The sequence below is a fragment of the Microbulbifer variabilis genome (assembly GCF_023716485.1).
GTDB classification, from domain to species: Bacteria; Pseudomonadota; Gammaproteobacteria; order Pseudomonadales; family Cellvibrionaceae; genus Microbulbifer; species Microbulbifer variabilis_B.
Genome location: NZ_CP092418.1, coordinates 4,371,382 through 4,393,943 on the forward strand (window position 1 = coordinate 4,371,382; position 22,562 = coordinate 4,393,943).

Here is a 22,562-nt window from a genome sequence, read left to right on the forward strand (position 1 = left end):
GTAGGGGCATTGCCCTATTCAATGCTGCCCTGATACTGCCAGGCAGATACCGGTAAACGCACATTCGCGTCGGTTTAACGAAGATATACCAAAAAGCCGAAAGCGTCGCCTCGACGCTTAGACTGGCCGCGGGTACACTCTCGCGACTGCTAATTGGGGAGACTGGCAGCAACATCGGACCATGCGAGCCAAGGGAACCCACCGAGAACCAAAACTCGAGTGCCGCTCCAGAGAACTGACAGAAGCTTGAAGACCGCACCCGCCACAGGAAGTTGAAACAGATGAAAAGAAGTAACCGCAAAGCGCCGAAAGGCCGCCAGTTGCGTCCACTGAAGAAACTAATCGCCGCCACCCTGCTGGGCTTCGGCGCCATGCAGGCCCAGGCCGACACCCTGTGGGATATTTATATGCAGGCGCTGGATAACGATCCCCAGCTGGCTGCAGACCGCGCCGCCTACCATGCTGGAATTGAGGCAAAAAACCAGCTGCGTGCACCTTTGTTACCGCAGGTGAACGCTCAAATCCAGGCGGCGAGAAATCACGAGTATTATCAATCAGGTCAAGCAGAACCCGTTAATGACGATGTAGATGACGTTGAGAATGTTGAACTCATTGATTTTCTTCAAAAAGACACAGGCACCTTTGACGATAGGATTTACAATGCCACCCTGAGCCAAGCGATATTTGATGCCCCCGCCTGGTTTGGCTATCAGCAAGGTAAGAAACTAACTGAACGGGCCACAGCAGAGTACAGCGCCAACCAGCAGGATATGATGATCCGCGTAGCGACTGCCTACTTCGATGTATTACGCGCCTATGATGTGCTGGAAGCGGCCGTCTCTGAGGAAAAGGCTCTGGCCAAGCAGCTGGAACAGACCCAGCAGCGCTTCGAGGTGGGGCTGACGGCAATCACCGACGTTTATGATTCTCAAGCGGCTTTCGATAGCTCGGTTGCCCGCCGCTTAACGGAACAGGATAACTTACTCTCTTCCTTTGACGCCCTCTCTGTATTAACTGGCGGCTATCACGATGAGGTTGCTCCGTTAATAGAGAGTTTCCAGGTAGCGCCGCCGGTCCCGGCGGATCGTGCCGACTGGGTCGACTTTGCCCTGGCCAATAATTTCGACCTCAAAGCTGCGCGATTGAATGCCGAGGCAGCTCGCTACAGCGCCCGCTCAGCCGCGAGTCAACATCTGCCTACGCTTACTGGCTTTGTCTCATACAATAAAGCTACCTCCGAAGGTGACCAAACAAGGAGGGCAATTTTTGATGGAGAATTTCGAACCCGAAACCGAAGTACGACATTTCCTCGCGATCAAGATTTCCGCGACACTACCGTATCAATTAGCTTAGATATTCCCATTTACACCGGTGGCCTACTTAGCGCCAATCGCCGCGAGGCACGTAACCTGTCCTTCCAGGCCCAGGATCTGCGCAATCTAACCGAACGCAACACTATTCAATCGACCCGCACCCTGCACCGTGCGGTAGTAACCGACGTCTCCCGTGTGGCGGCGCGGCAACAGGCGGTAGTCTCCGCCAAGAGCGCACTGGATGCCACCCAAGCGGGTTACGAGGTAGGCACGCGTAATATCGTCGATGTGTTATTGGCCCAGCGGACCCTGTTTCAGTCTCAGACGGATTATGCCAATGCCCTCTACGACTACATCATCAACACCCTGAATCTCAAGTTGGTGGCGGGGCTATTGTCACCAAAGGATCTGCAAGAATTGGATAGTATGCTGAACCCAGCAAACAATGTATTCCGCGTGGGCGAGTCCAGTCCTCCCGGCACACCAGCGCCTTCTAAATAAGCGCATATTTTTCAGTAGTACCTCTATCAGTGAGTGGACTCCGAGCCACTCACTGATCTTTCAAATCAGGCATCAGACTCTCAATTTCATCCAGCAGACGTCGTAAAGCGCCACTATTTTCCTGTGCCACCACTCTGGCATTCTGCCCTGCAGCCATACGTTGGCGATCATTTTTCAACCAAAGACCCAGCTGTTCAGCTATGCTCGCTGCATCTTCGGCAATCACCATGCCGCCAGCATCCTTTAGCAATTGGGCAACTGTGGAAAAGTTATGCAGGAAAGGCCCGCATACCACCGGGACCCCCCAGGCTGCTGGCTCAATCATATTGTGTCCGCCCACAGGAACCAGGCTGCCACCCACAAAGGCCATATCACTAGCGCCAAAGAAGCGCAGCAGCTCTCCCATCGTATCCCCCAGGAGTATTTGATCACAGACAGATGGCGCCCGCCCTTCACTGCGCCTAACCACCTGGAAGCCCCTTTCCTGACAGAGCCGTGCAACACTTTCAAAGCGCTGTGGGTGTCGGGGAACCAACACCAGCAGTAAATTTTCACTGGTCTTTAGCAATGCCCGGTAGGCATCCAGAATAATTTCATCCTCACCGGCATGGGTACTGGCAGCCAGCCACACCTTGCGCTCCTCAGGCCCACGCCACTGGTGAGCCAGGGCCTGGGCCTCACTAACCAACCCTAAACCGATATCCAGATCGAACTTGATATTGCCACTGGCCAGCACCCGCGGCGCCGGCAAGCCCAACTCTACAAAGCGTTGAGCATCCACATCATACTGAGCGACGACCTTATCCAGATTTGCCAGCATTGATTGGGTAAATCTTGGAAACTTTCCATAGCCGCGCGCAGATTTCTCGCTGAGCCGAGCGTTGGCCAGCAGCGTCGGTATATTGCGCTTTCTGCAAAAGTGCAGGAGATTCGGCCACAATTCAGTTTCCACAATGACAAGCATATTCGGACGTAAAGCCTGCAGGAATGGCGTCAGACACTCTGGCAGGTCGTAAGGCAGGTAGTAATGCAGTAAACGGCCGCCAAGAATAGGGCGCAGCGCCTCAGTCACCCGCTCAGAACCTGTGGGGGTGCTCGTCGTCACCAGCCACTGCCACTGAGGGTAGCGAGCCGCCAGCTGGGTAATCACCGGTATCGCCGCCAGCGTTTCCCCCACAGACACTGAGTGCACCCAGAGTAAAGGCGCAGAACTAAGGCGCTTCGGCACTTTTCCCAGGCGCTCAGCCAGGCGCAGCCGATACTCGGGCTGGCTGCGGCCACGCCACCACAGACGCAGCAAAATAAGTGGCATCGCCGCTCGAAAAATAACGTTGTACAGAACTCGCATCGACAAAAGTGCTTCACGGGGAGAAAACAAATACTGGTAAGGCGTACCACCAGCTGTACTGGTTCAGGCTTCACTGCATATAATGAGATCCCTGCCAGGAAGCCAAAACCTGGCCATCATATCATTGGCAGAACATTTTCTTCTTGGTCACTCGGAGCTGGTCACTTGAAAGTTGTGCAACTACTGCCCGCCTTAAACTCGGGCGGAGTTGAGCGGGGAACCCTGGATTTTGCCCGTGCACTGGTCCATGCCGGCCATGAATCCATTGTCATTTCCAATGGCGGCCGTATGGTGGAGCAGCTACTGCATGAAGGCTCACAGCATATCACCCTGCCAATCCATAAAAAGTCCCTCACCAGCCTGCTACAAGTGCGTCCTTTGCGTAATCTGCTGCAGAAATTAAATGCAGATATCTTGCACGTTCGCTCCCGGGTGCCCGCCTGGCTTACTTACCTGGCCTGGAAAAAAATGCCCGTGGACAAACGTCCCCGGCTGCTGAGCACAGCGCACGGGCTCTACTCGACCAACCGCTACAGTGCGATCATGGCAAAAACCGAGCAGGTTATCGCTATCTCACAGTGCGTAAACGATTACCTGCTGGAGAACTACCCTAATGACCTACAGAGGCCCCCTCAAATTGTCTATCGCGGGGTCGATACCAAAGAGTTTCACCCACAAATTTGTCTCCCAGCTGAATGGGTGGAGCGGACATGTATGGAGTTTCCACAGCTCCAAGGGAAACGCTGGTTGTTATTGCCGGGACGCTTGACCCGCTGGAAAGGTCAGGAAGATTTTATTGAGCTAATTGCTAAACTCGCCCCCTTAGACCCCCATATTCATGGAGTAATCCTCGGTGGCAGCGAAGCGAATAAAGCCCATTACGAAGAAGAACTAAAAGAAAAAGTACGAAATCTGGGGATAGGGGATCGTGTCAGCTTTGTTGGGCATCGCTCTGATATTCGCTACTGGTACAAGCAGTCCGATTTGGTTTTCAATCTCTCACAACGCCCGGAGCCATTTGGCCGCACCGTTATCGAGGCCGCCGCAATAGGCACACCGATTATTGGTTATGATATCGGCGGCCCGGCGGAATCCCTGCAGGCCTGCTTCCCACAGGGTCTGGTCAATAAAGGGGACAGGCAAATGCTCCTCAAGAAGACCCTGGAGATACTAGACACTCCTCAACAAAGACCCCAACTCACAGAAGCCTTTACCTTAGAGCGACAAGCCGCCCACACCATGGAAATCTATCGCACTATGCTTAACAACAATAAGAGAAATATGGCGCCATGATAGATTTGAACAATCGTGAACCCTTCGCCAGTGGAGGTAATCGCTTTTGCTATCAGCATCCGCAGGAGCCTCACTTGTGCGTCAAAGTGATGCGCCCTGGGCGCACTCAAATACTATTGGATAGGGCCCCCTGGTATAAGCGTGGACGCGGCCTGGATAGCTTTGACGATAACTTGCGTGAGCAGGAGGGCTATAGCCAAAGTGCCCTTCAACGGGATAGCGCCGGACTGTGGCAGCACCTACCCCGCTGGTATGGGATCCAGCAGACCAGCCTCGGCCCCGCCGCAGTGACCGATATGATCTTAGATGAGAGCGGAACTCCGGCACCCACCCTACGCCAATATTTAAACAAACACGGCCTGGATGAAGAGGTGCGTATTGCACTACAAGAGTTTGCCAGCTGGCTCTTGGAATACGGTGTACTGACCAAAAACCTGATCGCGCACAACCTAGTCTTACGCCGAGAAAACGGGCGTTTGCAGATTTACCTTATCGATGGCTTGGGCTGCGCCTCGTTCCTGCCACTACCGAAATTTTCCAGTTTCTTTGCCAGGCGTTATATCCACCGCCGTATCCAACGTATGTGGTTGCGCGTGGAATGGGAAGTCTCTGACAAGAAGATACCCTGGCGAAAGTTTGAAGCCCGCGGCCTGAAAGGCTAATTGGCCAATAGTCCACAACGGCGCAATAGTGCCCTGGCACATAAAAGATACTGATCCAGAGGCTGGCGAGGCGGCTGCGCTAAGACTTCTTCCAGGTGTTCACTGACGACCCCCTGATCGATCAACCTCTGCACCGCAGCTCGGACCTTATTGGACTTATCCCGGCCGGGAACCCGAATTACCCCCACCCTCGCGCGGCTCTGTAAGGACTCAAACAGCATGGAAACACTATCTTCGCTCACCCAAATCTGCTCAGTCGTGGCCATCTGCTCTTGAATCCAACCGGGAGGACATGAGCGCCAATCGATAAAGCGGGCCTTGCCCTCGGACAAGGCTTCCAATGTACCACCTGGCGTTCGGCGGCTATTGGAAATCTGCCAATCAAGGGGTTGTCTTATCAATGGCTCTATCTGTGCCCGGATAGCCTGAAGATCCCAGGAGTAGTGTTTACTCGGTCCACCGAGCAAAATTAACCCCTTTCCAGCCTGAGGACCAATATCGGGTAGAGGCTCCGTTAGGGCACCCTGGCTTAGGATAATGTTCTCCAGAGGTGGTGGCCGATCGTGCTCCGGCACAATCGCAAAATCAAACCAGCCAAAAGGTAGCTGCGGACGATTTATCGACACTGCGCGACCACCGTAACGGCGGCGCGCGGCCAACATCGGCATACGGCTCTTGCGGCCGGTTCCAATTAGGAAATCCGGTTTAGGCAGCTGATCGAGTTGTTGTGCCCGTCCCAGGAAAATGCGCGAAGCGCTCAACTCTGCAGGGATATCAAAACTCTGTACCTGCCCAGCAAAACTTTTACCCAGGCCACAAACCAGCGCCGCACTCTGTTTCTCATGCGCCCGGTTACCATCGAGAAAACGCCATACCTTCAGCTGCAAAGCCAATGAACCCCTGCCAGTAAAAGGCCGCAAGCATAGCTTATTGCCCACTTGTCGGCGAATATGAGAACACGGGATATGCCAATTGCGCCCCAAGGCCTAGAGGCAATATCTGGTACACTAGCGCGCATATTTTTGGGCGGCACAGCCCCTCCAGTGACAGGTAATGGGATACTCATGAATGTAACGGTATTTGGCAGCGGTTACGTCGGCTTGGTTCAGGCCGCAGTTTTGGCTGAAGTTGGCCACAATATTTTGTGCATTGATATCGATGAGAAGAAAGTCGAAGATCTGAAAAAAGGGATCATCCCCATCTATGAACCTGGCCTATCCCCACTGATTGAGCGCAACTTAAAAAATAGAACGCTGAATTTCAGCACTGATGCGTCACAGGGCGTAGAGCACGGGGAAGTCATCTTTATCGCCGTCGGAACCCCTCCTGACGAAGACGGCTCAGCCGACCTTCGCCATGTGCTGGCAGTGGCCGAATCTATCGCCATTTATATGAGCGAAACCAAGGTGATCGTCAATAAATCTACAGTTCCCGTGGGTACTGCAGATTTAGTTAGTAGGGCCATTGCTGATCGACTGGCTACACGTAATGCCGAAGATATCCCTTTCGAAGTCGTTTCAAACCCAGAATTCCTTAAAGAAGGCTCTGCAGTGAGCGATTGCATGCGACCAGATCGCATCATTATTGGTACTCGCAGCACCTCCGCAGAGAATGCACTGCGTCAGCTCTATGCGCCATTTAACCGAAACCATGAAAAAATCATCACCATGGATGTTCGCAGTGCGGAGCTGGCCAAATACGCCGCTAACTGCATGCTGGCCACCAAAATCAGTTTTATGAATGAGATGGCACAAATCGCCGATCATGTGGGCGCAGACATCGAGCAGGTACGCCAGGGTATTGGCTCTGACCCCCGCATTGGCTACCAGTTTATCTACGCCGGTATCGGTTACGGCGGTTCATGCTTTCCGAAAGATGTGAAAGCATTGATTTCTACAGCAACTCAAATGGGGGTATCCCCGGGTATTTTGAATGCTGTGGAGGAGCGTAACCAAACCCAGAAAAGCTACCTGCTACAAAAAATCACAGAGCATTTTGGCGAGGACCTGAAAGGAAAAACCTTTGCTTTGTGGGGGCTTGCCTTTAAACCCAATACCGATGACATGCGCGAAGCGCCCAGCCGTACCTTGATGGAACAACTCTGGCAGCTCGGTGCAAAGGTTCAAGCCTTTGATCCTCAGGCAATGGAGGAGTGCCAACGGATATACGGTGTGCGCGAAGACATGCAACTCTGTGGCACTAAGGAAGTTGCGTTATCTGGGGCAGATGCCCTGATTATCGCTACCGAGTGGCAGCAATTTAAGGCCATTGATGCTAAGGCCGTTATCAAGGCGTTAACTAATCCGGTTATTTTTGATGGCCGTAACCTCTATGAACCCCAACACATGGCTGAGAGCGGCATGGACTATTATTGTGTGGGACGCCCAAAAGTATAAGTGCCCTACAAGACATTGAGGGGCTTAGCCCCTCAGGTTCTCACTTAGAGATTCCGGCCAGGTTCAGGCCTAAATTCACTCCTGCAGCGAAAAATATGGGTAGCAATACCAGCAACCACTATGCCAAAAATAAAATGGCCACTGGAGTAAAAAAGATAGGATTCAAAGCAATTCGCAATCAGCCAGAGAATCATAAAACCGATATAAAATAAGAAGAAGTCGCCAGGTAAAACACCCCTGCGCCAGCTTTTATAAGCCAATATGAATACCCAGCAATTGAGGACTCCCCATACCAACGCGCCCAGAACTCCATAGTTCACCAGTAAATCAAGATAACTATTGTGTAGATGCCCAATAGTATTTTTGAACTCCGATGGCATACCTTGCAGATTTTGAATAACGAGACGTCGACCTTTACCGCCCCAGCCAAGCAATGGGCGCTCAGCTATCCAATTCATCGCAGCATGCCAGCTATGGATCCTGACACCGATACTAGAATAGGGAATCGAATCAAGATTACCTGAAAGCAAAGCATCAACGGTGTTCCTCTCGAGCCCGAGGCGCTTGCTCACCACATCCCCAACTTTCACCCAAAGGGCGACCATGGCCACACCGATGACCGTCCCCCAAGCTATTAAACGCAACCAAACTCCCTTACCCTGCTTGCGAAGAACTATAAACACACAAACGATTAAGAGAGTGAAGAGAGATACGGCCAAAGCAAACCAAATCGCACGAGTCTGTGAATAAAGCACGGCCAGAGCACATATACCAACAGCAACAGCCCAGGCTAAGCTCGATATGGATAACAGTCCTGTATACCTAAATAAGCGACGAGAGAAAACGGCTAGGCCCAACAGTGCAACACCAAAAAGAATGGCGGTATGCTGGGCATTATGGAAACCAAATTCGACTCGCTGCCCCCTAGCTCCATCTATCCACTCAGCAAATCCCCCTCCCGCTACCCAGGGTGCCAAAAGCAGAGCAAGTAGTGCCGTCAACCAGAGAATTAAAGTATTGCGAGTACTGCCGCCCAACCAGCAGGCTATGGCAGCGAATACAAACCACTGCCCCAGGCGGTGGAATTTCGGGGAAGACTCGGTCCATTCTGGGTATGCCATTAACATACCAGCCCAGGACAACATCTGAACTAATAAAGCAGCAGCGAAGAACCATCCGACTGGTGAGTTGAGCCAGTTTCTTCCACGGGTAAAAAGTACCCAAAAAGTAAGAACAATAAATAGAGTTTTAGCGGTATCTGCAAAATCGCTCCCCAAAGGAAATAGTGCTGCATATAAAAGCAGCAGAGCGCCTCCTAGCATTTGCAAGTTTGTAGATACATCGATCAGCTCATTGCGCTGCCAAAATTGAGCAAAAATGCCTTTCCAATCCTTCGCAAGGTTTTTAATTGGTAACACCAATAACTCCCACAGCCCTTAATGACTTATTTACCAACACCCCATTAAACAGGGGTAAAGATTGAATTCGCTATGCAATGCTTTCGATTCACACCAAGTCTGCAATGGGCAGACACCTATTGAGTACAGAGGGATAATTTACTTGAGCATTCTACGAGAACAACAGGCAGGGTACTACTTTCCCCTGGAGACTGGTCAGGGAAGGCACTCTAAAGTGCCCTCCACCTGAAATTGGGAGGATCTGAACTTAGCCCAAATCTGGTGAGTTAGGCTACAGCAATATGGCTTGTGTCATGAAGGCCGGTGTCATCTACATCACTCAGCCAACCCCGGTGCGCGGTACTGCGACCATGCACTACATCAAAATAAAGTCCCTGCAAGCGACCGGTGATTGGGCCGCGGCGACCACTGCCGATGGAGCGGCCATCGAGCATACTGATAGGCAGCACCTCTGCGGCAGTACCTGTAAAAAAGGCCTCATCGGCGATATAAACCTCATCGCGAGTGATACGCTTCTCCACCAACCTGTAGCCACACTCCCTGGCCAATTCAATCACCGTATCCCGGGTAATGCCATCCAGGCAGGAGGTCAGCTCCGGGGTATAAATAATCCCATCCCTGACGATGAAAAAGTTTTCCCCACTGCCCTCGGCCACATAGCCCTCTGGATCGAGCAATAACGCCTCTTCGCAACCGTTGCGAATCGCCTCCTGCAGGGCCAGCATTGAGTTGATGTAATTACCGTTGGCCTTCGCCTTGCACATGCTGATGTTGACGTGGTGACGAGTATAAGAGGACGTATTGACCTTGATGCCACGCTCCAATGCCTCTGGGCTCATATAGCTGGGCCACTCCCAGGAGGCGACGATTACGTGGGTACTAAGCCCCTCTGCACGCAACCCCATCCCCTCAGAGCCGTAAAACACCATTGGGCGCAAATAGGCGTGCTGGAGATTATTTTCCCTGACTACAAGACGCTGAGCCTCATTCAGCTCATCCGCTTGATAGGGCATAGGGATATTCATGATCTTCGCAGAGCGAAATAAACGACGGGTATGATCCTGCAGGCGAAAGATACTGGCTCCGCGATCGGTCTCATAAGCGCGCACCCCCTCAAAAACACCCATGCCGTAGTGCAGGGTATGGGTTAGGACGTGCACGCGCGCATCGCGCCAGGGAACCAACTCACCGTCAAACCAGATAACGCCATCACGGTCGGCAAAAGACATAGGGCAACTCCCACTAATCCTGAAAAACAGTTTAATCGGGCAGCAGGACCAAGCCGGTTTTAACCGAGTAATTGCTGCCAGTTTGTTAGAACGGTCTTTCTTTCCGCTGTGAAACGGTCATCGCTCACTGTCCCTGGCAGTTGTTGTAGTGCCAGGCGATGACCTTCAGATCGGTAGGCTTTGTAGGCGTCGATCAGATGCTCGACCTGTTTGGCCGGCATCAGGCCCGCGTCATTCAGACTTTCGAGAATGCGAATGTTATCGGTGTATCGCACGATCGAGGGCGCAGTTTGCGCCCAGGCCAGAGCAGCATATTGAACCAAAAATTCAATATCGACAATACCGCCCGGGCCGTGCTTGAGGTCGAAATTTTGATCATTGCTTTTATCCAGGTGAGAGCGCATTTTATCGCGCATTCCAACCACTTCCTCGCGCAATTTCCCCTCATTTCTGGGCTCGCAAAGCAATTTCAGGCGTAGAGCCTCAAAGTCCTTGCAGAGCTGTTCGCTACCCGCAACTGGGCGGGCGCGCACCAACGCTTGATGCTCCCAGGTCCAAGCACTCTCGCGCTGGTATTTTTCAAAGGCTTTCATTGAGGTGACCAACAGGCCCGAATTGCCCGAAGGGCGCAAACGAGTATCCACCTCATACAGCGGTCCGCTCAGGGTACGGGTTTGCAGGATATGAATCAGGCGCTGCGCCAGGCGGGTATAGAAGCGCAAATTGTCGATACTGGTTGCGCCGTCGGTAGCAAGCTGGGGGTCCGCATCGTGCACAAAAACAATATCCAAATCGGAGCCGTGGGATAATTCCAGCCCCCCAAGCTTACCGTAGGCGACAATGGCAAAGTGCATATCTTCAGCTGTGGCGCCGGCCGGCTGTCCATATTTATCCACCATTTGCGCCCAGGCTACGCTGAGTGACTGCTGCAATATGCCTTCCGCCAGCCAGGTGAGAGAGTCGCTTACCTTCATCAGCGGTAATGCCCCGCTGACCTCTTGAGCGGCAATACGCAGACTCTGGCTCTGCTTGAAATAGCGCAGTGTTTCCATCTGCAGCTCCAGATCTGCTGGATCGACACGCAACAGTTCGCGGCGAAGCTCATCGGCAATATCTTCAGCCGTGGCCGGTGCCAGCAGGCGGCGAGAATCCAGTAGTTCATCCAACAGGATGGGGTGACGCGCCAGCTGCTCGGCGATTCGTGGGCTGGCACTGCACAGTTGTACCAGCTGGCTGAGTACTGGGGGGTTCTCATTGATAAGCACCAGGTAAGCGCTGCGGCGCAACACTGAGCGCACCAGGGGGAGTACCCGACCGAGCACCAACAATGGTCTTTCCTGCAAACTGGCTGCGGCCAGCAACAAGGGCATAAAGTGATCCAGGCGCTCACGCGAAGATGCTGGCAGTGCCACTACCATTGGAGAGTGATTGAGATCCCGCAGCAACTCCAGAGCCTCCGGCGCCGGACTGAAACCTGCATTCTCCAGGGTCTGCAGATTGATCTCTTCACTACTCTCATCGCCACAGCTACTCCACAATCCCTGCCACTCTTCCGCCACATGGGGCTCGGCAATCTCCTCCGGCGGTGCAATAACCGTGTCGAACTCTCGCTCCACCACATTGCGAACGGCAGCCAATTCCCTGGACAACTGATCCCAGTTGTCGCGACCTAGGGCGAATGCGAGCCGCTCGCGTTCTGCTGGGTCCTGCGGCAGCGCTTGGGTCTGCTGGTCTTTATAAGCCTGCAAGGCGTGCTCCACCCGACGCAGCAGCAGGTAGCAGTTGCCCAACTCATCGGCGACACCAGGTTCCACATGGCCGTCAGCTTCCAGCAAAGGCAGGATTGTTAACAAATTGCGCTCTCGCAACGCCGGCACACGTCCACCGCGGATCAACTGGAAAGCCTGCACGATAAACTCCAGTTCGCGAATACCTCCGCGCCCCAGCTTGATATTGTCAATCAACCCACGGGCGCGTACCTGTCGCTGAATCAGCGCTTTCATCTCGCGCAAGGCATCAATAGCACTGAAATCAATATAGCGACGGTAAGTGAATGGCCGCAACAGCTCCATCAACTCGGCGGCAACGCTTTGATCGCCGGCCACCGGACGCGCCTTGACCATGGCGTAACGCTCCCACTCGCGCCCCTGGGTCTGATAATAATCTTCCAGAGCGGCAAAATGGCTCACCAATGGGCCGCTGTCACCATAGGGGCGCAAGCGCATATCCACACGAAACACGAAGCCCTCCGCCGTGATGGCATCCAGGGATTTAATCAGACGCTGACCCAAGCGCTGGAAAAACTTCTGGTTTTCCACACATTGATCGCCATCGGTATGACCGGGGTCGGGATAGGCGAAGATCAGATCGATATCCGAGGAGAGATTCAGCTCGCGCGCGCCCAGCTTACCCATACCCAGCACCACCAAAGACTGAGCCCTCCCGCTTTTATCCCGGGGCTCACCATAACGCTGTGCCAGCTGGCGGTGGTGCCACTGCAAAGCCGTGCTAATAGCGAGCTCTGCCAGCTCGCTGAGACGCAGGCAGGCCCTGGGAATATCCCACTGGCCGGCAAAGTCTCGGAAAATAACCTCGGCGGTTGCTCGATTACGCAGCTGACGCAGAGCCAGATCTAAAGTTTCATCGCTATCAAAGCAAGGCAATTGCAGGCCCAGATCATCCTGTTGCAGTAGTTCCAAGAGGAAATCCGGTTGGCGGCAGCACTGTCGATAAAGGAATTCAGAACCGATAAAACTGCGTGCCAGTGCCAACCCAAGCGCTTTCTCTTGTAGCAACGCCTCTGCCTCAGCCGCCAATGCCGGGCCCGCCGCCTCGCGCCAGTCTTGCCACAGGCTCTGCAGTTGCGGGCGCAGGGGTTCGGGGCAGATGGCGCTATCAATCATGGGAAATCGATCCTTATTTCCAAATGTGGAATTCTGCAGGGGCAGCTCTCCCGCCCCACAATTTTTAAACTCAAACTACTTGGGGAATTTGGGCCCAATTAAAAAGCGATATCCGGCGGCGGTGCCACACGCAATACTTCCGCCACCGTAGTCAGGCCAGTAGCCACCTTCTTGGCCCCCGACAGACGCAGACTGTTCATACCCTCGCGCATAGCCTGGCGACGCAGCTGTTGTAGGTCGCAATCGGGGGTGACGATGGTCTGCACCGCTTCGCTAAACGGTAGGATTTCATAGATCCCCTGGCGGCCCTTGTAGCCAGTGTTACGACATTCCAGGCAGCCCTCGGGGGCATACACTTTTTCGGGTAGAGGCGCTTTCCAGGGACGAACCAGAGAATGCCAGTCTGCCTCATTGATGGTGTCTTCACGTTTGCACGAAGGACAGAGAGTCCGCACCAGGCGCTGGGCCATAACACCGAGGATGGTGGACTTAAGCAGGTAGTGAGGCAATCCCAAATCTAACAGACGAGTAACCGCCGTGGGAGCATCGTTGGTGTGTAGAGTGGAGATCACCAAATGGCCGGTGAGCGCTGCCTGTACCGCCATCTGCGCGGTTTCCAGATCGCGAATCTCCCCCACCATGATGATATCCGGGTCCTGGCGCATCAGGGTACGGATGCCCGCGGCAAAATCGAAGCCGATAGAATGGTGGACCTGAGTCTGATTAAAACTCTCCTCCACCATCTCGATAGGATCTTCCACGGTAGAGACATTCACTGCACTGGTGGCGAGCTGCTTGAGGCCGGTATATAGGGTAGTGGTCTTACCCGAGCCGGTAGGGCCCGTAACCAGCACAATGCCGTTGGGCCGCGCCAGCATCGTCTGCCAGCGGGCCAAATCGGTGCCGGAGAGCCCCAGGTCACTGTAAGAGCGCGCCAGTACCTCGGGATCGAAAATACGCATCACCAGCTTCTCGCCAAAGGCGGTGGGCAGAGTGGAGAGGCGAAGCTCCACCTCGCTGCCATCGGGCCGTTTGGTTTTTATGCGGCCGTCCTGAGGTTTGCGCTTCTCCGCCACATTCATTCGTCCAAGGATTTTTAGACGACTGGTTACCGCCGCATTGACCTGATCGGGCAGTTCATGGATCGGATGAAGTACCCCATCGATACGAAAACGAATACGCCCCACCTGACGCCGCGGCTCGATGTGAATATCACTGGCGCGCTGATCGAAAGCGTGCTGTAACAACCAGTCGACGATATTAACGATATGCTGGTCATTGGCCTCCGGGTCTTTAAGGCTGCCCAACTCCAGCAGCTGCTCAAAATTATTCGCTGCAGAGGTACCCTGCAGCCCACTGGCGCCGGAAATGGAATTCGCCAGGGAGTAAAACTCCACACAGTAACGCTTGATATCTGCAGGATCTGCCACCACCCGCCGCACCCGACGCCCACTAGTATGTTCCAGCTGCTCCTCCCAGCCGTGGGTGAAGGGTTGGGCCGTGGCAACGGTTAACTCTTCTGCACCAGCCTCGACACACAAAATCTGGTGACGCTTGGCGAACTGGAAACTCATTACCTCGGTTACCGCGCTCACATTCACTTTGAGCGGGTCGATATGATAGAGGGGGTGGTCCGCACACTCCGCCAGCCAGGCACTGAGTAGCTCGTCGCCCAGTAAAGTGCCTGGGCTCTTCTGGCTGGCCAGATCGCAACTGGCGATATAGCTGAGCGGATGCATCTGTGCCTGCTCCGCAGTGCGCGGAGTACCCACAATACGGTTCGCATCCAGCCTGCTCACGTAGCCCTGGGCAACGAGGTCCTCCAGTAATCCACGTAAATCCAGCAACCTGTCCGCCGCTCTACTCTCTGTCATCGGCATGCCCCCTTATTCTCATATGACGACGCATTGTAGCCCTATCAATCAAAGCCGACAGTGCATCGTTAACGCACTAATACCGAAGTGGCTCCGATTGGGGTACCATGCCGCCGTTTCGCACCCTGAGCAATGGAGCTAACCATGGCCCTGTCGAATATTGCCAATTTGTTTGGCCGCTCACCGATCAAGCCGATCGAGAAGCATATGGCTACGGCCCACGAGGCTTCAGCCGACCTGATCCCCTTCTTCGACGCCCTCATCAAAGGCGACCTGAAAGAAGCGGAGCAGATTCAATTGCGTATCTCTGCAGCAGAGAATCGCGCCGATGACATCAAGAGAGACCTGCGTCTGCACCTGCCAGACAGCCTGTTTATGCCTGTCTCCCGCTCCGACCTGCTAGAGCTGCTGCACGCCCAAGACGAAGTGGCCAACACAGCGCAGGATATTGCCGGGCTGGCGGTCGGTAGAAAAATGCAGATCCCTGAGAGTCTGCAGTCTCTGATGACCACTTTTGTAGAGAGCGCCGTGGCCACTTCCGCCCAGGCCCTGCGCGCGATCAATGAACTGGATGAGTTGCTGGAGAGCGGCTTTGCCGGGCGCGAGGTGACCATCGCCAAGCGTATGACCGAAGAGCTGGATGAACTGGAGCGTAAGTCGGATAAATTGGAAGTCGAAATTCGCGCCTCGCTGTTCACTATTGAAAAAGACCTACCACCGGTGGATGTGATGTTCCTCTACCGGGTAATTGAATGGATCGGCGAACTGGCCGATCGCGCCCACAGCGTGGGTAACCGTTTGCAGTTGTTGTTGGCACGTTAGGGGGTTCAACGTGGAAATTCTTAGTCAATATGGCCATATTCTGTTGATATTGGCCTGTGTCGCGGGCTTTTTTATGGCCTGGGGTGTTGGTGCCAACGATGTCGCCAACGCCATGGGCACTTCAGTCGGCTCGCGAGCACTGACTATCAAACAGGCGATTGTCATCGCCATGATTTTCGAGTTTGCGGGCGCCTATTTAGCCGGTGGTGAGGTAACCGCCACAATCCGCAAAGGCATTATCGATTCTGAAATCTTTGCCTCGCAGCCCGAACTGCTCGTCTACGGCATGTTGTCCGCCCTGCTCGCCGCCGGCACCTGGCTACTGGTGGCCAGTATCCTAGGCTGGCCGGTATCCACCACCCACTCCATTGTCGGCGCTATTGTCGGTTTTTCCGCAGTGGGTATCTCCCCCGATGCGGTGGCTTGGGGCAAGGTGGGTAGCATTGTAGCGAGCTGGGTAGTCTCCCCTCTGCTGGCAGGTACTATTTCCTTCCTGCTGTTCCGCAGCGTGCAACGCCTGATCCTCGATACCGAGGATCCATTTGCCAACGCCAAGCGCTACATTCCTTTTTATATGTTCGCCGTGGGCTGGATGATCGCTATGGTGACCCTGACCAAGGGTCTGAAGCACGTTCTCAAAGACGCAGATATCAAGCTCAGTTTCCTGCAGGACGCCGGTATTGCCGCGATTGTAGGTCTGTTGGTCGCAGGCGTTGGCGTCACCATGCTCAAGCGTATCAAGCGTGACACCTCCATCGAAGCAGAAAACCGCTTTGCCAATGTGGAGCGTGTCTTCGCTATCCTGATGATTTTCACCGCCTGTGCCATGGCCTTCGCCCATGGTTCTAACGACGTGGCGAATGCCGTTGGTCCACTGGCGGCGGTAGTCAACACCATCCAAGTGGGTGCGGTAACCGCCAAGGCAACCATGCCTTCATGGATTCTGTTGCTTGGGGGCCTGGGTATTGTGGTGGGCCTCGCCACCTATGGCTTTAAAGTAATGGCGACTATTGGTCGTAAAATTACTGAGCTAACGCCCAGCCGCGGCTTTGCTGCAGAACTCGGCGCCGCTGCTACCGTGGTTATGGCCTCCGGCACCGGCCTGCCCATCTCCACCACCCATACCCTGGTGGGCGCGGTACTGGGTGTTGGCCTGGCCCGTGGCATCGGTGCGCTGAACCTGCGTATGATTACCACCATCGCCGCTTCCTGGGTAGTTACCCTGCCCGCTGGCGCTGGAATTGCAATCCTGTTCTTCTACTTCTTCAAGGGATTGTTTGGCTAATTGCGGCTGTGCAATATCCATCAAAAAAGGGAAGCTCAGCTTCCCTTTTTTATTTCAAGCGAACCGCTCTTGTCCTGCTGCCTAGCCAGAGCCCTCCTCATCACCCTCTCAAAAACTGAACTAAGCTGTCCCAGATCTACCCGAAACCGTCCCGCCTGCCGAGTAGCGATCACCGGCTGAGAATGAATATCGCCACATGACGACACGTGACACTACACATTGGACTGTTGGCACCTACCTGGCACAGCGCTTGAAGGATGTGGGTATCCGCCACTATTTTGCCCTGCCTGGCGATTACAATCTGGTATTGCTCGACCAGCTACTGCTGGAGCCAGACCTGAAGATGATCAGTTGCTGCAATGAGCTGAATGCAGGTTATGCCGCTGACGGCTACGCTCGGGCAACCCAGGGACCCGCCGCAGCCGTGGTCACATTTTCTGTTGGCGGGCTCAGCATGATCAACGCAGTCGCAGGGGCCTATGCCGAGGATCTCCCTCTGATTGCCATTTCCGGGGGCCCAAATACCAATTCGGAAGCCGAGTGGGAGTACCTGCACCACACTCTGGGCGAAGTGAACTACAGCTACCAGCGCGAGATGTACTCTTACGTCACCGCCGAGACCGTAATCATCCACCACCCCAAACTGGCACCGGCCGCTATAGATCGCGCACTGGATACCGCCATGTTGCGGCGCAAACCAGTATATATAGAGGTCGCCGCCAATGCCCCAACCTCGGCGCCAATTCCGCGCGGCTTTGCCCGACGCCCTACCAGCGATCCCGACTCCCTCGCCGCCGCTGTGAAGCATATCGTCGATTTCTTAAATGGTGCCGAGCGCCCAGTTTTAATTGCTGGCAGCAGGGTGCGTGCAGCCAGTGCGCAAAAAGCCCTGTGCGATCTGGCCCATAGCTGTAAATATGGTCTCGCCTCTATGCCCGATGCCAAGGGTCTACTTCCCGAGACCCTTGAGAGCTTTATGGGTATCTATTGGGGCCCTGTGAGCACCCCTGGATGCAGTGAGATTGTGGATACAGCAGATGCTCTATTATTTGCCGGTCCCCTGTTTACCGATTACACAACAACCGGCCATCAGCTGTGCTTTCAGGGTGATAAAGCCATCCTGGTGCAACCTACTTCTGTTCAACTGGGGGACACCTGCTACAGCAATGTGCATATGAGGGATCTGCTAAATGCCCTTGTAGGACAACTAAGTGCAAACGATGGGGCCTTGAAGGCCTACCATAGGGTGAGCAGCCCTAAACATATCCCCAAACCCGGTAAACCCGACACACCACTCACCAGTAGACAACTGTTCGCACGAATACAGAAGCTGCTCGATCGCAAAAGTACCTTGCTGGTGGAGACTGGGGACTCCTGGTTTAACGGTATGGAGCTTTCATTGCCCGAGGGAGCACAGTTTGAGATTCAGATGCAATATGGAAGCATCGGCTGGTCTGTGGGAGCCAGCCTCGGCTACGCCCTTGGGATGAGCAAAGGGCGCCTGATCTCCTGCATTGGCGACGGCTCCTTCCAGCTCACTGCCCAGGAAATATCCACCATGATTCGCTACGGGGTTAGCCCAATTATTTTCCTGATCAACAATGGTGGTTATACCATTGAGGTGGAGATCCACGATGGCCCCTATAACACGATTAAGAATTGGGATTACGCCAAGCTGATCGAGACTTTTAGTGCAGGGGAAGGCAACGCCTGGGGGTGTAGGGTCACCACCCAGGGCGAGCTGGATCAGGCAATCACTGAGGCCAAGAAGCGTAGTGGCCTGTGCCTGATCGAAGTGCTGATCGACCGCAACGACTGCAATGTAAACCTACTGCGTTGGGGCAACCAAGTTGCCCGCAATAACAGCCGGGCGCATCGTAGTATATGACAGCACTCCAAACGGTGAGGGCAATGTTTTTGCCCCTCATTTTCGATTGAGCAAGCTTCATTGAACGCTACTCATCGCAGTAAGTGGCAACCACTTCCATTTATTCTTCGCCCGCGCAATACTCACCAGCCACTAGCTATTTGCCGCATATCATCCGTTCCCGAGAAAGCATTCCCATGCCTTTATTGATCCTTGTCACCCTGCTCTGGGCCTTTTCTTTCAGCCTGATCGGAGTTTACCTCGCCGGTCAGGTCGACAGTTATTTCTCGGCGATGACTCGGGTTTTATTGGCCGCTCTGGTATTTCTGCCCCTGTTACAGTGGCGACGCTCTAGTGCTCGCGACGCCATTGTTCTAATGGCCATTGGTGCCGTACAGCTGGGGGCCATGTACCTTTTTTACTATCAGTCATTCCTGCTGCTGAGTGTGCCTGAGGTACTGCTGTTTACCATATTTACCCCTCTATACATTGCACTGCTTTATGATCTGATTGAGCGACGCCTATCAGTGTGGAATTTGGCCATCGCACTCCTGGCAGTCTGCGGGGCGGCCATTATCCGCTGGGACTCCCCCAGTGGCGATTACTGGTTAGGCTTTGCCGTGGTTCAGGGGGCCAACCTGTGTTTTGCCGTCGGCCAGGTTGCTTACAAGCAATTTATGCAGCGGGATCAATCTCTCCCGCCCAGGCAGACATTTGGCTGGTTTTTTCTAGGTGCAGCAGTCATTACGGTATGCGCATGGGCTTTTTTGGGCGAGCCCAGGTATCCACAAACCCTAACCCAATGGGGAGTATTGTTTTGGCTCGGCCTTGTGGCCTCCGGCCTCGGTTATTTCCTCTGGAATAAGGGCGCCACCCTAGTCTCCGCGGCGACTCTCGCGGCTATGAACAATGCCCTGGTACCCGCCGGCCTACTGGTAAACCTGTTAATCTGGAACCGCGATGCGGATATTCCCAGACTCGCTCTGGGTGGATGCGCAATCGCACTGGCGGTTATCCTCAACGAGCGACGCAACAAAATAGGGGAAAATTCCCATGGCGCCTATCGCAGTACCTGAGTTAAAGACCCAGCTTCGACAATTAATCGCCTGCCCCAGTGTCAGCGCCACCGATCCAGCGCTGGACATGGGCAATCGCCCGGTGGTGGAGAAACTCGCAGACTGGCTCGATACCCTAGGGTTCACCGTGGAATTGATGCCCCTGCCAGACAGCACGAATAAAGCCAACTTGATTGCCACCCTTGGCGCACATGAGGGCGCTGAAGGCGGCCTGATCCTTTCCGGACACACCGACACGGTTCCCTTCGACGATGGGCGCTGGCATTCAGACCCGTTCAGCCTGCAGGAGCGCGACAATCGCCTCTATGGCTTGGGCACCAGTGATATGAAAAGCTTTTTCCCACTGGCCATCGAAGCCGCCCGTAGCTTTATCGATAAACCTCTGCGCCAGCCCCTGACCATTCTCGCTACCGCCGATGAAGAGACCTCAATGACCGGCGCCAGAGAGTTGGTCAAAGCAGGGCGACCGCAAGGACGCTACGCGGTAATTGGCGAGCCGACTGGCTTGCGCCCGGTTCGCATGCACAAAGGTGTGATGATGGAGGCCGTGCGCATCACAGGACAATCGGGGCACTCCTCCAATCCTAGCCTCGGCGCCAACGCCCTGGAGGCCATGCACTTGGTTATTGGGGAGTTATTACGTCTGCGCGGGGAGTGGCAGGAAAAGTACAATAACCCCGGATTTGTCGTCCCCGTACCCACCCTCAACCTTGGCTGTATCCATGGTGGTGACAACCCCAACCGAATTTGCGGCCATGCGGAGTTACAGTTTGACGTACGCCCACTACCCGGTATGTCACTGCAGGAATTGCGCCGTGAGTTAAATACAAGGCTGCAGGCATGTATCGACAACAGTAGAATTCATCTCGATATGGTTTCTCTGTTTCCCGGTACCGAACCCTTCGAACAGGATCCTAATTCTGAGTTGGTCAAGGTTGCAGAAAAGCTCACCGGTTACAGCGCCCAGAGTGTCGCCTTCGGCACTGAAGCCCCCTACTTGAAGAGCATGAATATTGACACTATCGTGCTTGGCGCCGGTGATATAGATCAGGCTCACCAACCGGATGAATACCTGGAGCTCGATCGTATAGAGCCGATGGTAAAAATATTGCGCAACCTGATCGGACGCTTCTGCCTCTAAACCATTCAGGCCGGCCTGGCTTCAGTTAAATTTTTATCCGCCCCTTACACAAGCAAATATATCGACAGACGGAAAGGTATTAGTGACCGACGAGAACGCCTCCCTCAACTGGTTCCGCCATGCGGCGCCCTATATCAATGACCTGCGCGGTCGCACTCTGGTAGTCGGCATTCCCGGCGACGGGCTCGAACACAGCAACTTTCGCAACCTGGTCCACGATCTAGCGCTGCTGGCCAGCCTTGGAGTCCGCCTGGTAGTGGTGCATGGCTGCCGTGCACAAGTCAACCGCGCCCTGCAAGAGCGTGGCATTGAGGGCCGTTTTCACGGCAACAAGCGTGTTACCGACCGGGAAAGCTTGGAAGTGATAAAAGCCGCAGTGGGCAGATTGCGCTTCGATATCGAAGCGGCCTTTTCCCAGGGGCTCCCCGACTCCCCCATGGCGCGCTCAGCGCTGAAGGTAATCTCTGGAAATCTGGTTACTGCACGCCCATGCGGCGTTCTGGATGGTGTCGACCTGGGCTGGACCGGCACAGTGAGGCGCATGGAAGTCAACACTATTGAACAGGCACTAGACCAGGGCGCACTGGTGCTACTATCCCCCCTGGGGACCTCTTTGACCGGCGAACTGTTCAATATTAATTACCTGGACCTAGCCGCAGAGGCCGCTAGAGTCCTGCGAGCCGAGAAACTGGTGCTGTTCCGCGAGCCGGCGCAATTAATGCTTGATGGTAATCCGATCAACGAGCTCAGTATTGTGCAGGCCGAGCAATCCGCCACCCGAATACAGAGCAAAACCCTGCAGTGTGCCATTCAGGCCTGCAATTCAGGTATAGCCCGGGTCCACCTGCTCAGTTACTGCCAGAATGGTTCTCTGATCCAGGAGCTTTTTCGCCGTGAAGGCGCCGGTACCATGATCTACCGGGATAGTTATGAAGTGGTACGCCGGGCGCGAATCACCGATGTAGGGGGGATTCTCGGTCTGATTCGCCCACTGGAGAAGCAAGGCGTTTTGGTAAGACGCTCACGGGAAAAGCTCGAAGCCGAGATAGATCATTTCACCCTGGTGGAGGTCGATGGTACACCCGTAGCCTGTGCCGCACTCTACCCTATTGGAGACGACAGCGACGATACTTCTGCCGCAGAGATTGCCTGCGTGGCAAGCCACCCAGATTTTCGTGGCGGTGGGCGCGGCGCCAAGCTGATGCGCCACCTCGAACGCCAAGCCCGAGCGGTCAATATCCGCGAGCTCTATGTGCTCACCACCCAAACCGAACACTGGTTTATCGAACAGGGGTTTGATCAGGTCGGGGTGAGTGATCTGCCAGCCTCACGTAAATCCCTGTACAACATCCAGCGCAATTCACGCATTCTGCGCAAACAGCTCGGCCAGGACGGTATGTCTTAACTCTCTCCTATCGCAATACCTATCCTAGT

Annotated in this window: 16 protein-coding genes; 10 read left to right on the top strand and 6 right to left on the bottom strand. The window is 54.4% G+C overall.

The window, feature by feature from the left end; translation table 11 throughout:
- Positions 1-281: 281 nt before the first annotated feature.
- The gene (locus tag MJO52_RS19125) at positions 282-1,814 is read left to right on the top strand and encodes a TolC family outer membrane protein (protein WP_252083552.1); all 1,533 of its coding nucleotides are present in this window, start codon (positions 282-284) and stop codon (positions 1,812-1,814) included.
- Between the two features lie 49 nt (positions 1,815-1,863).
- On the opposite strand, the gene waaA is transcribed toward MJO52_RS19125, so the two are convergent.
- Positions 1,864-3,162: a lipid IV(A) 3-deoxy-D-manno-octulosonic acid transferase gene (gene waaA / locus MJO52_RS19130; RefSeq protein WP_286037027.1), complete on the bottom strand. Its 1,299-nt coding sequence runs from the start codon at positions 3,160-3,162 to the stop codon at positions 1,864-1,866.
- 174 nt (positions 3,163-3,336) lie between these two features.
- Here waaA and MJO52_RS19135 point away from each other — a divergent pair, with 174 nt between their 5' ends.
- Positions 3,337-4,455, top strand: coding sequence for a glycosyltransferase family 4 protein (locus MJO52_RS19135; protein ID WP_252086034.1), 1,119 nt, complete (start codon positions 3,337-3,339; stop codon positions 4,453-4,455).
- On the top strand, positions 4,452-5,117 hold the full coding sequence (locus tag MJO52_RS19140) for a YrbL family protein (protein ID WP_252083554.1): 666 nt from the start codon (positions 4,452-4,454) through the stop codon (positions 5,115-5,117). Before MJO52_RS19135 ends, MJO52_RS19140 begins: the two co-directional genes overlap by 4 nt.
- On the opposite strand, the gene MJO52_RS19145 is transcribed toward MJO52_RS19140, so the two are convergent.
- Positions 5,114-6,004, bottom strand: coding sequence for an ELM1/GtrOC1 family putative glycosyltransferase (locus MJO52_RS19145; RefSeq protein WP_252083555.1), 891 nt, complete (start codon positions 6,002-6,004; stop codon positions 5,114-5,116). The genes MJO52_RS19140 and MJO52_RS19145 overlap by 4 nt on opposite strands.
- Positions 6,005-6,181: 177 nt before the next feature.
- On the opposite strand from MJO52_RS19145, the gene MJO52_RS19150 reads away from it, so the two are divergent.
- Positions 6,182-7,513, top strand: coding sequence for a UDP-glucose dehydrogenase family protein (locus MJO52_RS19150; RefSeq protein ID WP_252083556.1), 1,332 nt, complete (start codon positions 6,182-6,184; stop codon positions 7,511-7,513).
- Positions 7,514-7,557: 44 nt separating this feature from the next.
- Here MJO52_RS19150 and MJO52_RS19155 read toward each other — a convergent pair whose 3' ends face one another.
- From MJO52_RS19155 to MJO52_RS19170, 4 genes are all read right to left on the bottom strand, one after another.
- On the bottom strand, positions 7,558-8,931 hold the full coding sequence (locus MJO52_RS19155) for an O-antigen ligase family protein (protein WP_252083557.1): 1,374 nt from the start codon (positions 8,929-8,931) through the stop codon (positions 7,558-7,560).
- A gap of 266 nt (positions 8,932-9,197) precedes the next feature.
- Positions 9,198-10,160, bottom strand: coding sequence for a branched-chain amino acid transaminase (locus MJO52_RS19160; protein ID WP_252083558.1), 963 nt, complete (start codon positions 10,158-10,160; stop codon positions 9,198-9,200).
- A 59-nt stretch (positions 10,161-10,219) separates the two neighbouring features.
- The gene (gene glnE, locus MJO52_RS19165) at positions 10,220-13,063 is read right to left on the bottom strand and encodes a bifunctional [glutamate--ammonia ligase]-adenylyl-L-tyrosine phosphorylase/[glutamate--ammonia-ligase] adenylyltransferase (protein WP_252083559.1); all 2,844 of its coding nucleotides are present in this window, start codon (positions 13,061-13,063) and stop codon (positions 10,220-10,222) included.
- Between the two features lie 98 nt (positions 13,064-13,161).
- The gene (locus MJO52_RS19170; RefSeq protein WP_252083560.1) at positions 13,162-14,937 is read right to left on the bottom strand and encodes a GspE/PulE family protein; all 1,776 of its coding nucleotides are present in this window, start codon (positions 14,935-14,937) and stop codon (positions 13,162-13,164) included.
- Positions 14,938-15,081: 144 nt separating this feature from the next.
- Between MJO52_RS19170 and MJO52_RS19175 the strand changes: the two genes are divergently transcribed.
- The 6 genes from MJO52_RS19175 to argA all read left to right on the top strand — a co-directional run bounded on the left by MJO52_RS19175 (position 15,082) and on the right by argA (position 22,533).
- Positions 15,082-15,759, top strand: coding sequence for a TIGR00153 family protein (locus tag MJO52_RS19175; protein WP_252083561.1), 678 nt, complete (start codon positions 15,082-15,084; stop codon positions 15,757-15,759).
- 10 nt (positions 15,760-15,769) lie between these two features.
- Positions 15,770-17,044: an inorganic phosphate transporter gene (locus MJO52_RS19180; RefSeq protein WP_252083562.1), complete on the top strand. Its 1,275-nt coding sequence runs from the start codon at positions 15,770-15,772 to the stop codon at positions 17,042-17,044.
- A gap of 196 nt (positions 17,045-17,240) precedes the next feature.
- Positions 17,241-18,932: a thiamine pyrophosphate-binding protein gene (locus MJO52_RS19185; protein ID WP_252083563.1), complete on the top strand. Its 1,692-nt coding sequence runs from the start codon at positions 17,241-17,243 to the stop codon at positions 18,930-18,932.
- A gap of 176 nt (positions 18,933-19,108) precedes the next feature.
- Positions 19,109-19,987, top strand: coding sequence for a carboxylate/amino acid/amine transporter (locus tag MJO52_RS19190; RefSeq protein WP_252083564.1), 879 nt, complete (start codon positions 19,109-19,111; stop codon positions 19,985-19,987).
- On the top strand, positions 19,965-21,128 hold the full coding sequence (argE, locus tag MJO52_RS19195) for an acetylornithine deacetylase (RefSeq protein ID WP_252083565.1): 1,164 nt from the start codon (positions 19,965-19,967) through the stop codon (positions 21,126-21,128). Before MJO52_RS19190 ends, argE begins: the two co-directional genes overlap by 23 nt.
- An 82-nt stretch (positions 21,129-21,210) precedes the next feature.
- Positions 21,211-22,533, top strand: coding sequence for an amino-acid N-acetyltransferase (gene argA, locus MJO52_RS19200; RefSeq protein ID WP_252083566.1), 1,323 nt, complete (start codon positions 21,211-21,213; stop codon positions 22,531-22,533).
- The last annotated feature ends 29 nt before the right edge of the window (positions 22,534-22,562 follow it).

What these genes read in the sequence shown, in the direction of transcription:
- MJO52_RS19125 (WP_252083552.1), top strand. Translation starts at nt 282, where the DNA reads ATGAAAAGAAGTAACCGCAAAGCGCCGAAAGGCCGCCAGTTGCGTCCA.
- waaA (WP_286037027.1), bottom strand. Translation starts at nt 3,162, where the DNA reads ATGCGAGTTCTGTACAACGTTATTTTTCGAGCGGCGATGCCACTTATT.
- MJO52_RS19140 (WP_252083554.1), top strand. Translation starts at nt 4,452, where the DNA reads ATGATAGATTTGAACAATCGTGAACCCTTCGCCAGTGGAGGTAATCGC.
- MJO52_RS19150 (WP_252083556.1), top strand. Translation starts at nt 6,182, where the DNA reads ATGAATGTAACGGTATTTGGCAGCGGTTACGTCGGCTTGGTTCAGGCC.
- MJO52_RS19160 (WP_252083558.1), bottom strand. Translation starts at nt 10,160, where the DNA reads ATGTCTTTTGCCGACCGTGATGGCGTTATCTGGTTTGACGGTGAGTTG.
- glnE (WP_252083559.1), bottom strand. Translation starts at nt 13,063, where the DNA reads ATGATTGATAGCGCCATCTGCCCCGAACCCCTGCGCCCGCAACTGCAG.
- MJO52_RS19170 (WP_252083560.1), bottom strand. Translation starts at nt 14,937, where the DNA reads ATGACAGAGAGTAGAGCGGCGGACAGGTTGCTGGATTTACGTGGATTA.
- MJO52_RS19175 (WP_252083561.1), top strand. Translation starts at nt 15,082, where the DNA reads ATGGCCCTGTCGAATATTGCCAATTTGTTTGGCCGCTCACCGATCAAG.
- MJO52_RS19185 (WP_252083563.1), top strand. Translation starts at nt 17,241, where the DNA reads ATGACGACACGTGACACTACACATTGGACTGTTGGCACCTACCTGGCA.
- MJO52_RS19190 (WP_252083564.1), top strand. Translation starts at nt 19,109, where the DNA reads ATGCCTTTATTGATCCTTGTCACCCTGCTCTGGGCCTTTTCTTTCAGC.
- argE (WP_252083565.1), top strand. Translation starts at nt 19,965, where the DNA reads ATGGCGCCTATCGCAGTACCTGAGTTAAAGACCCAGCTTCGACAATTA.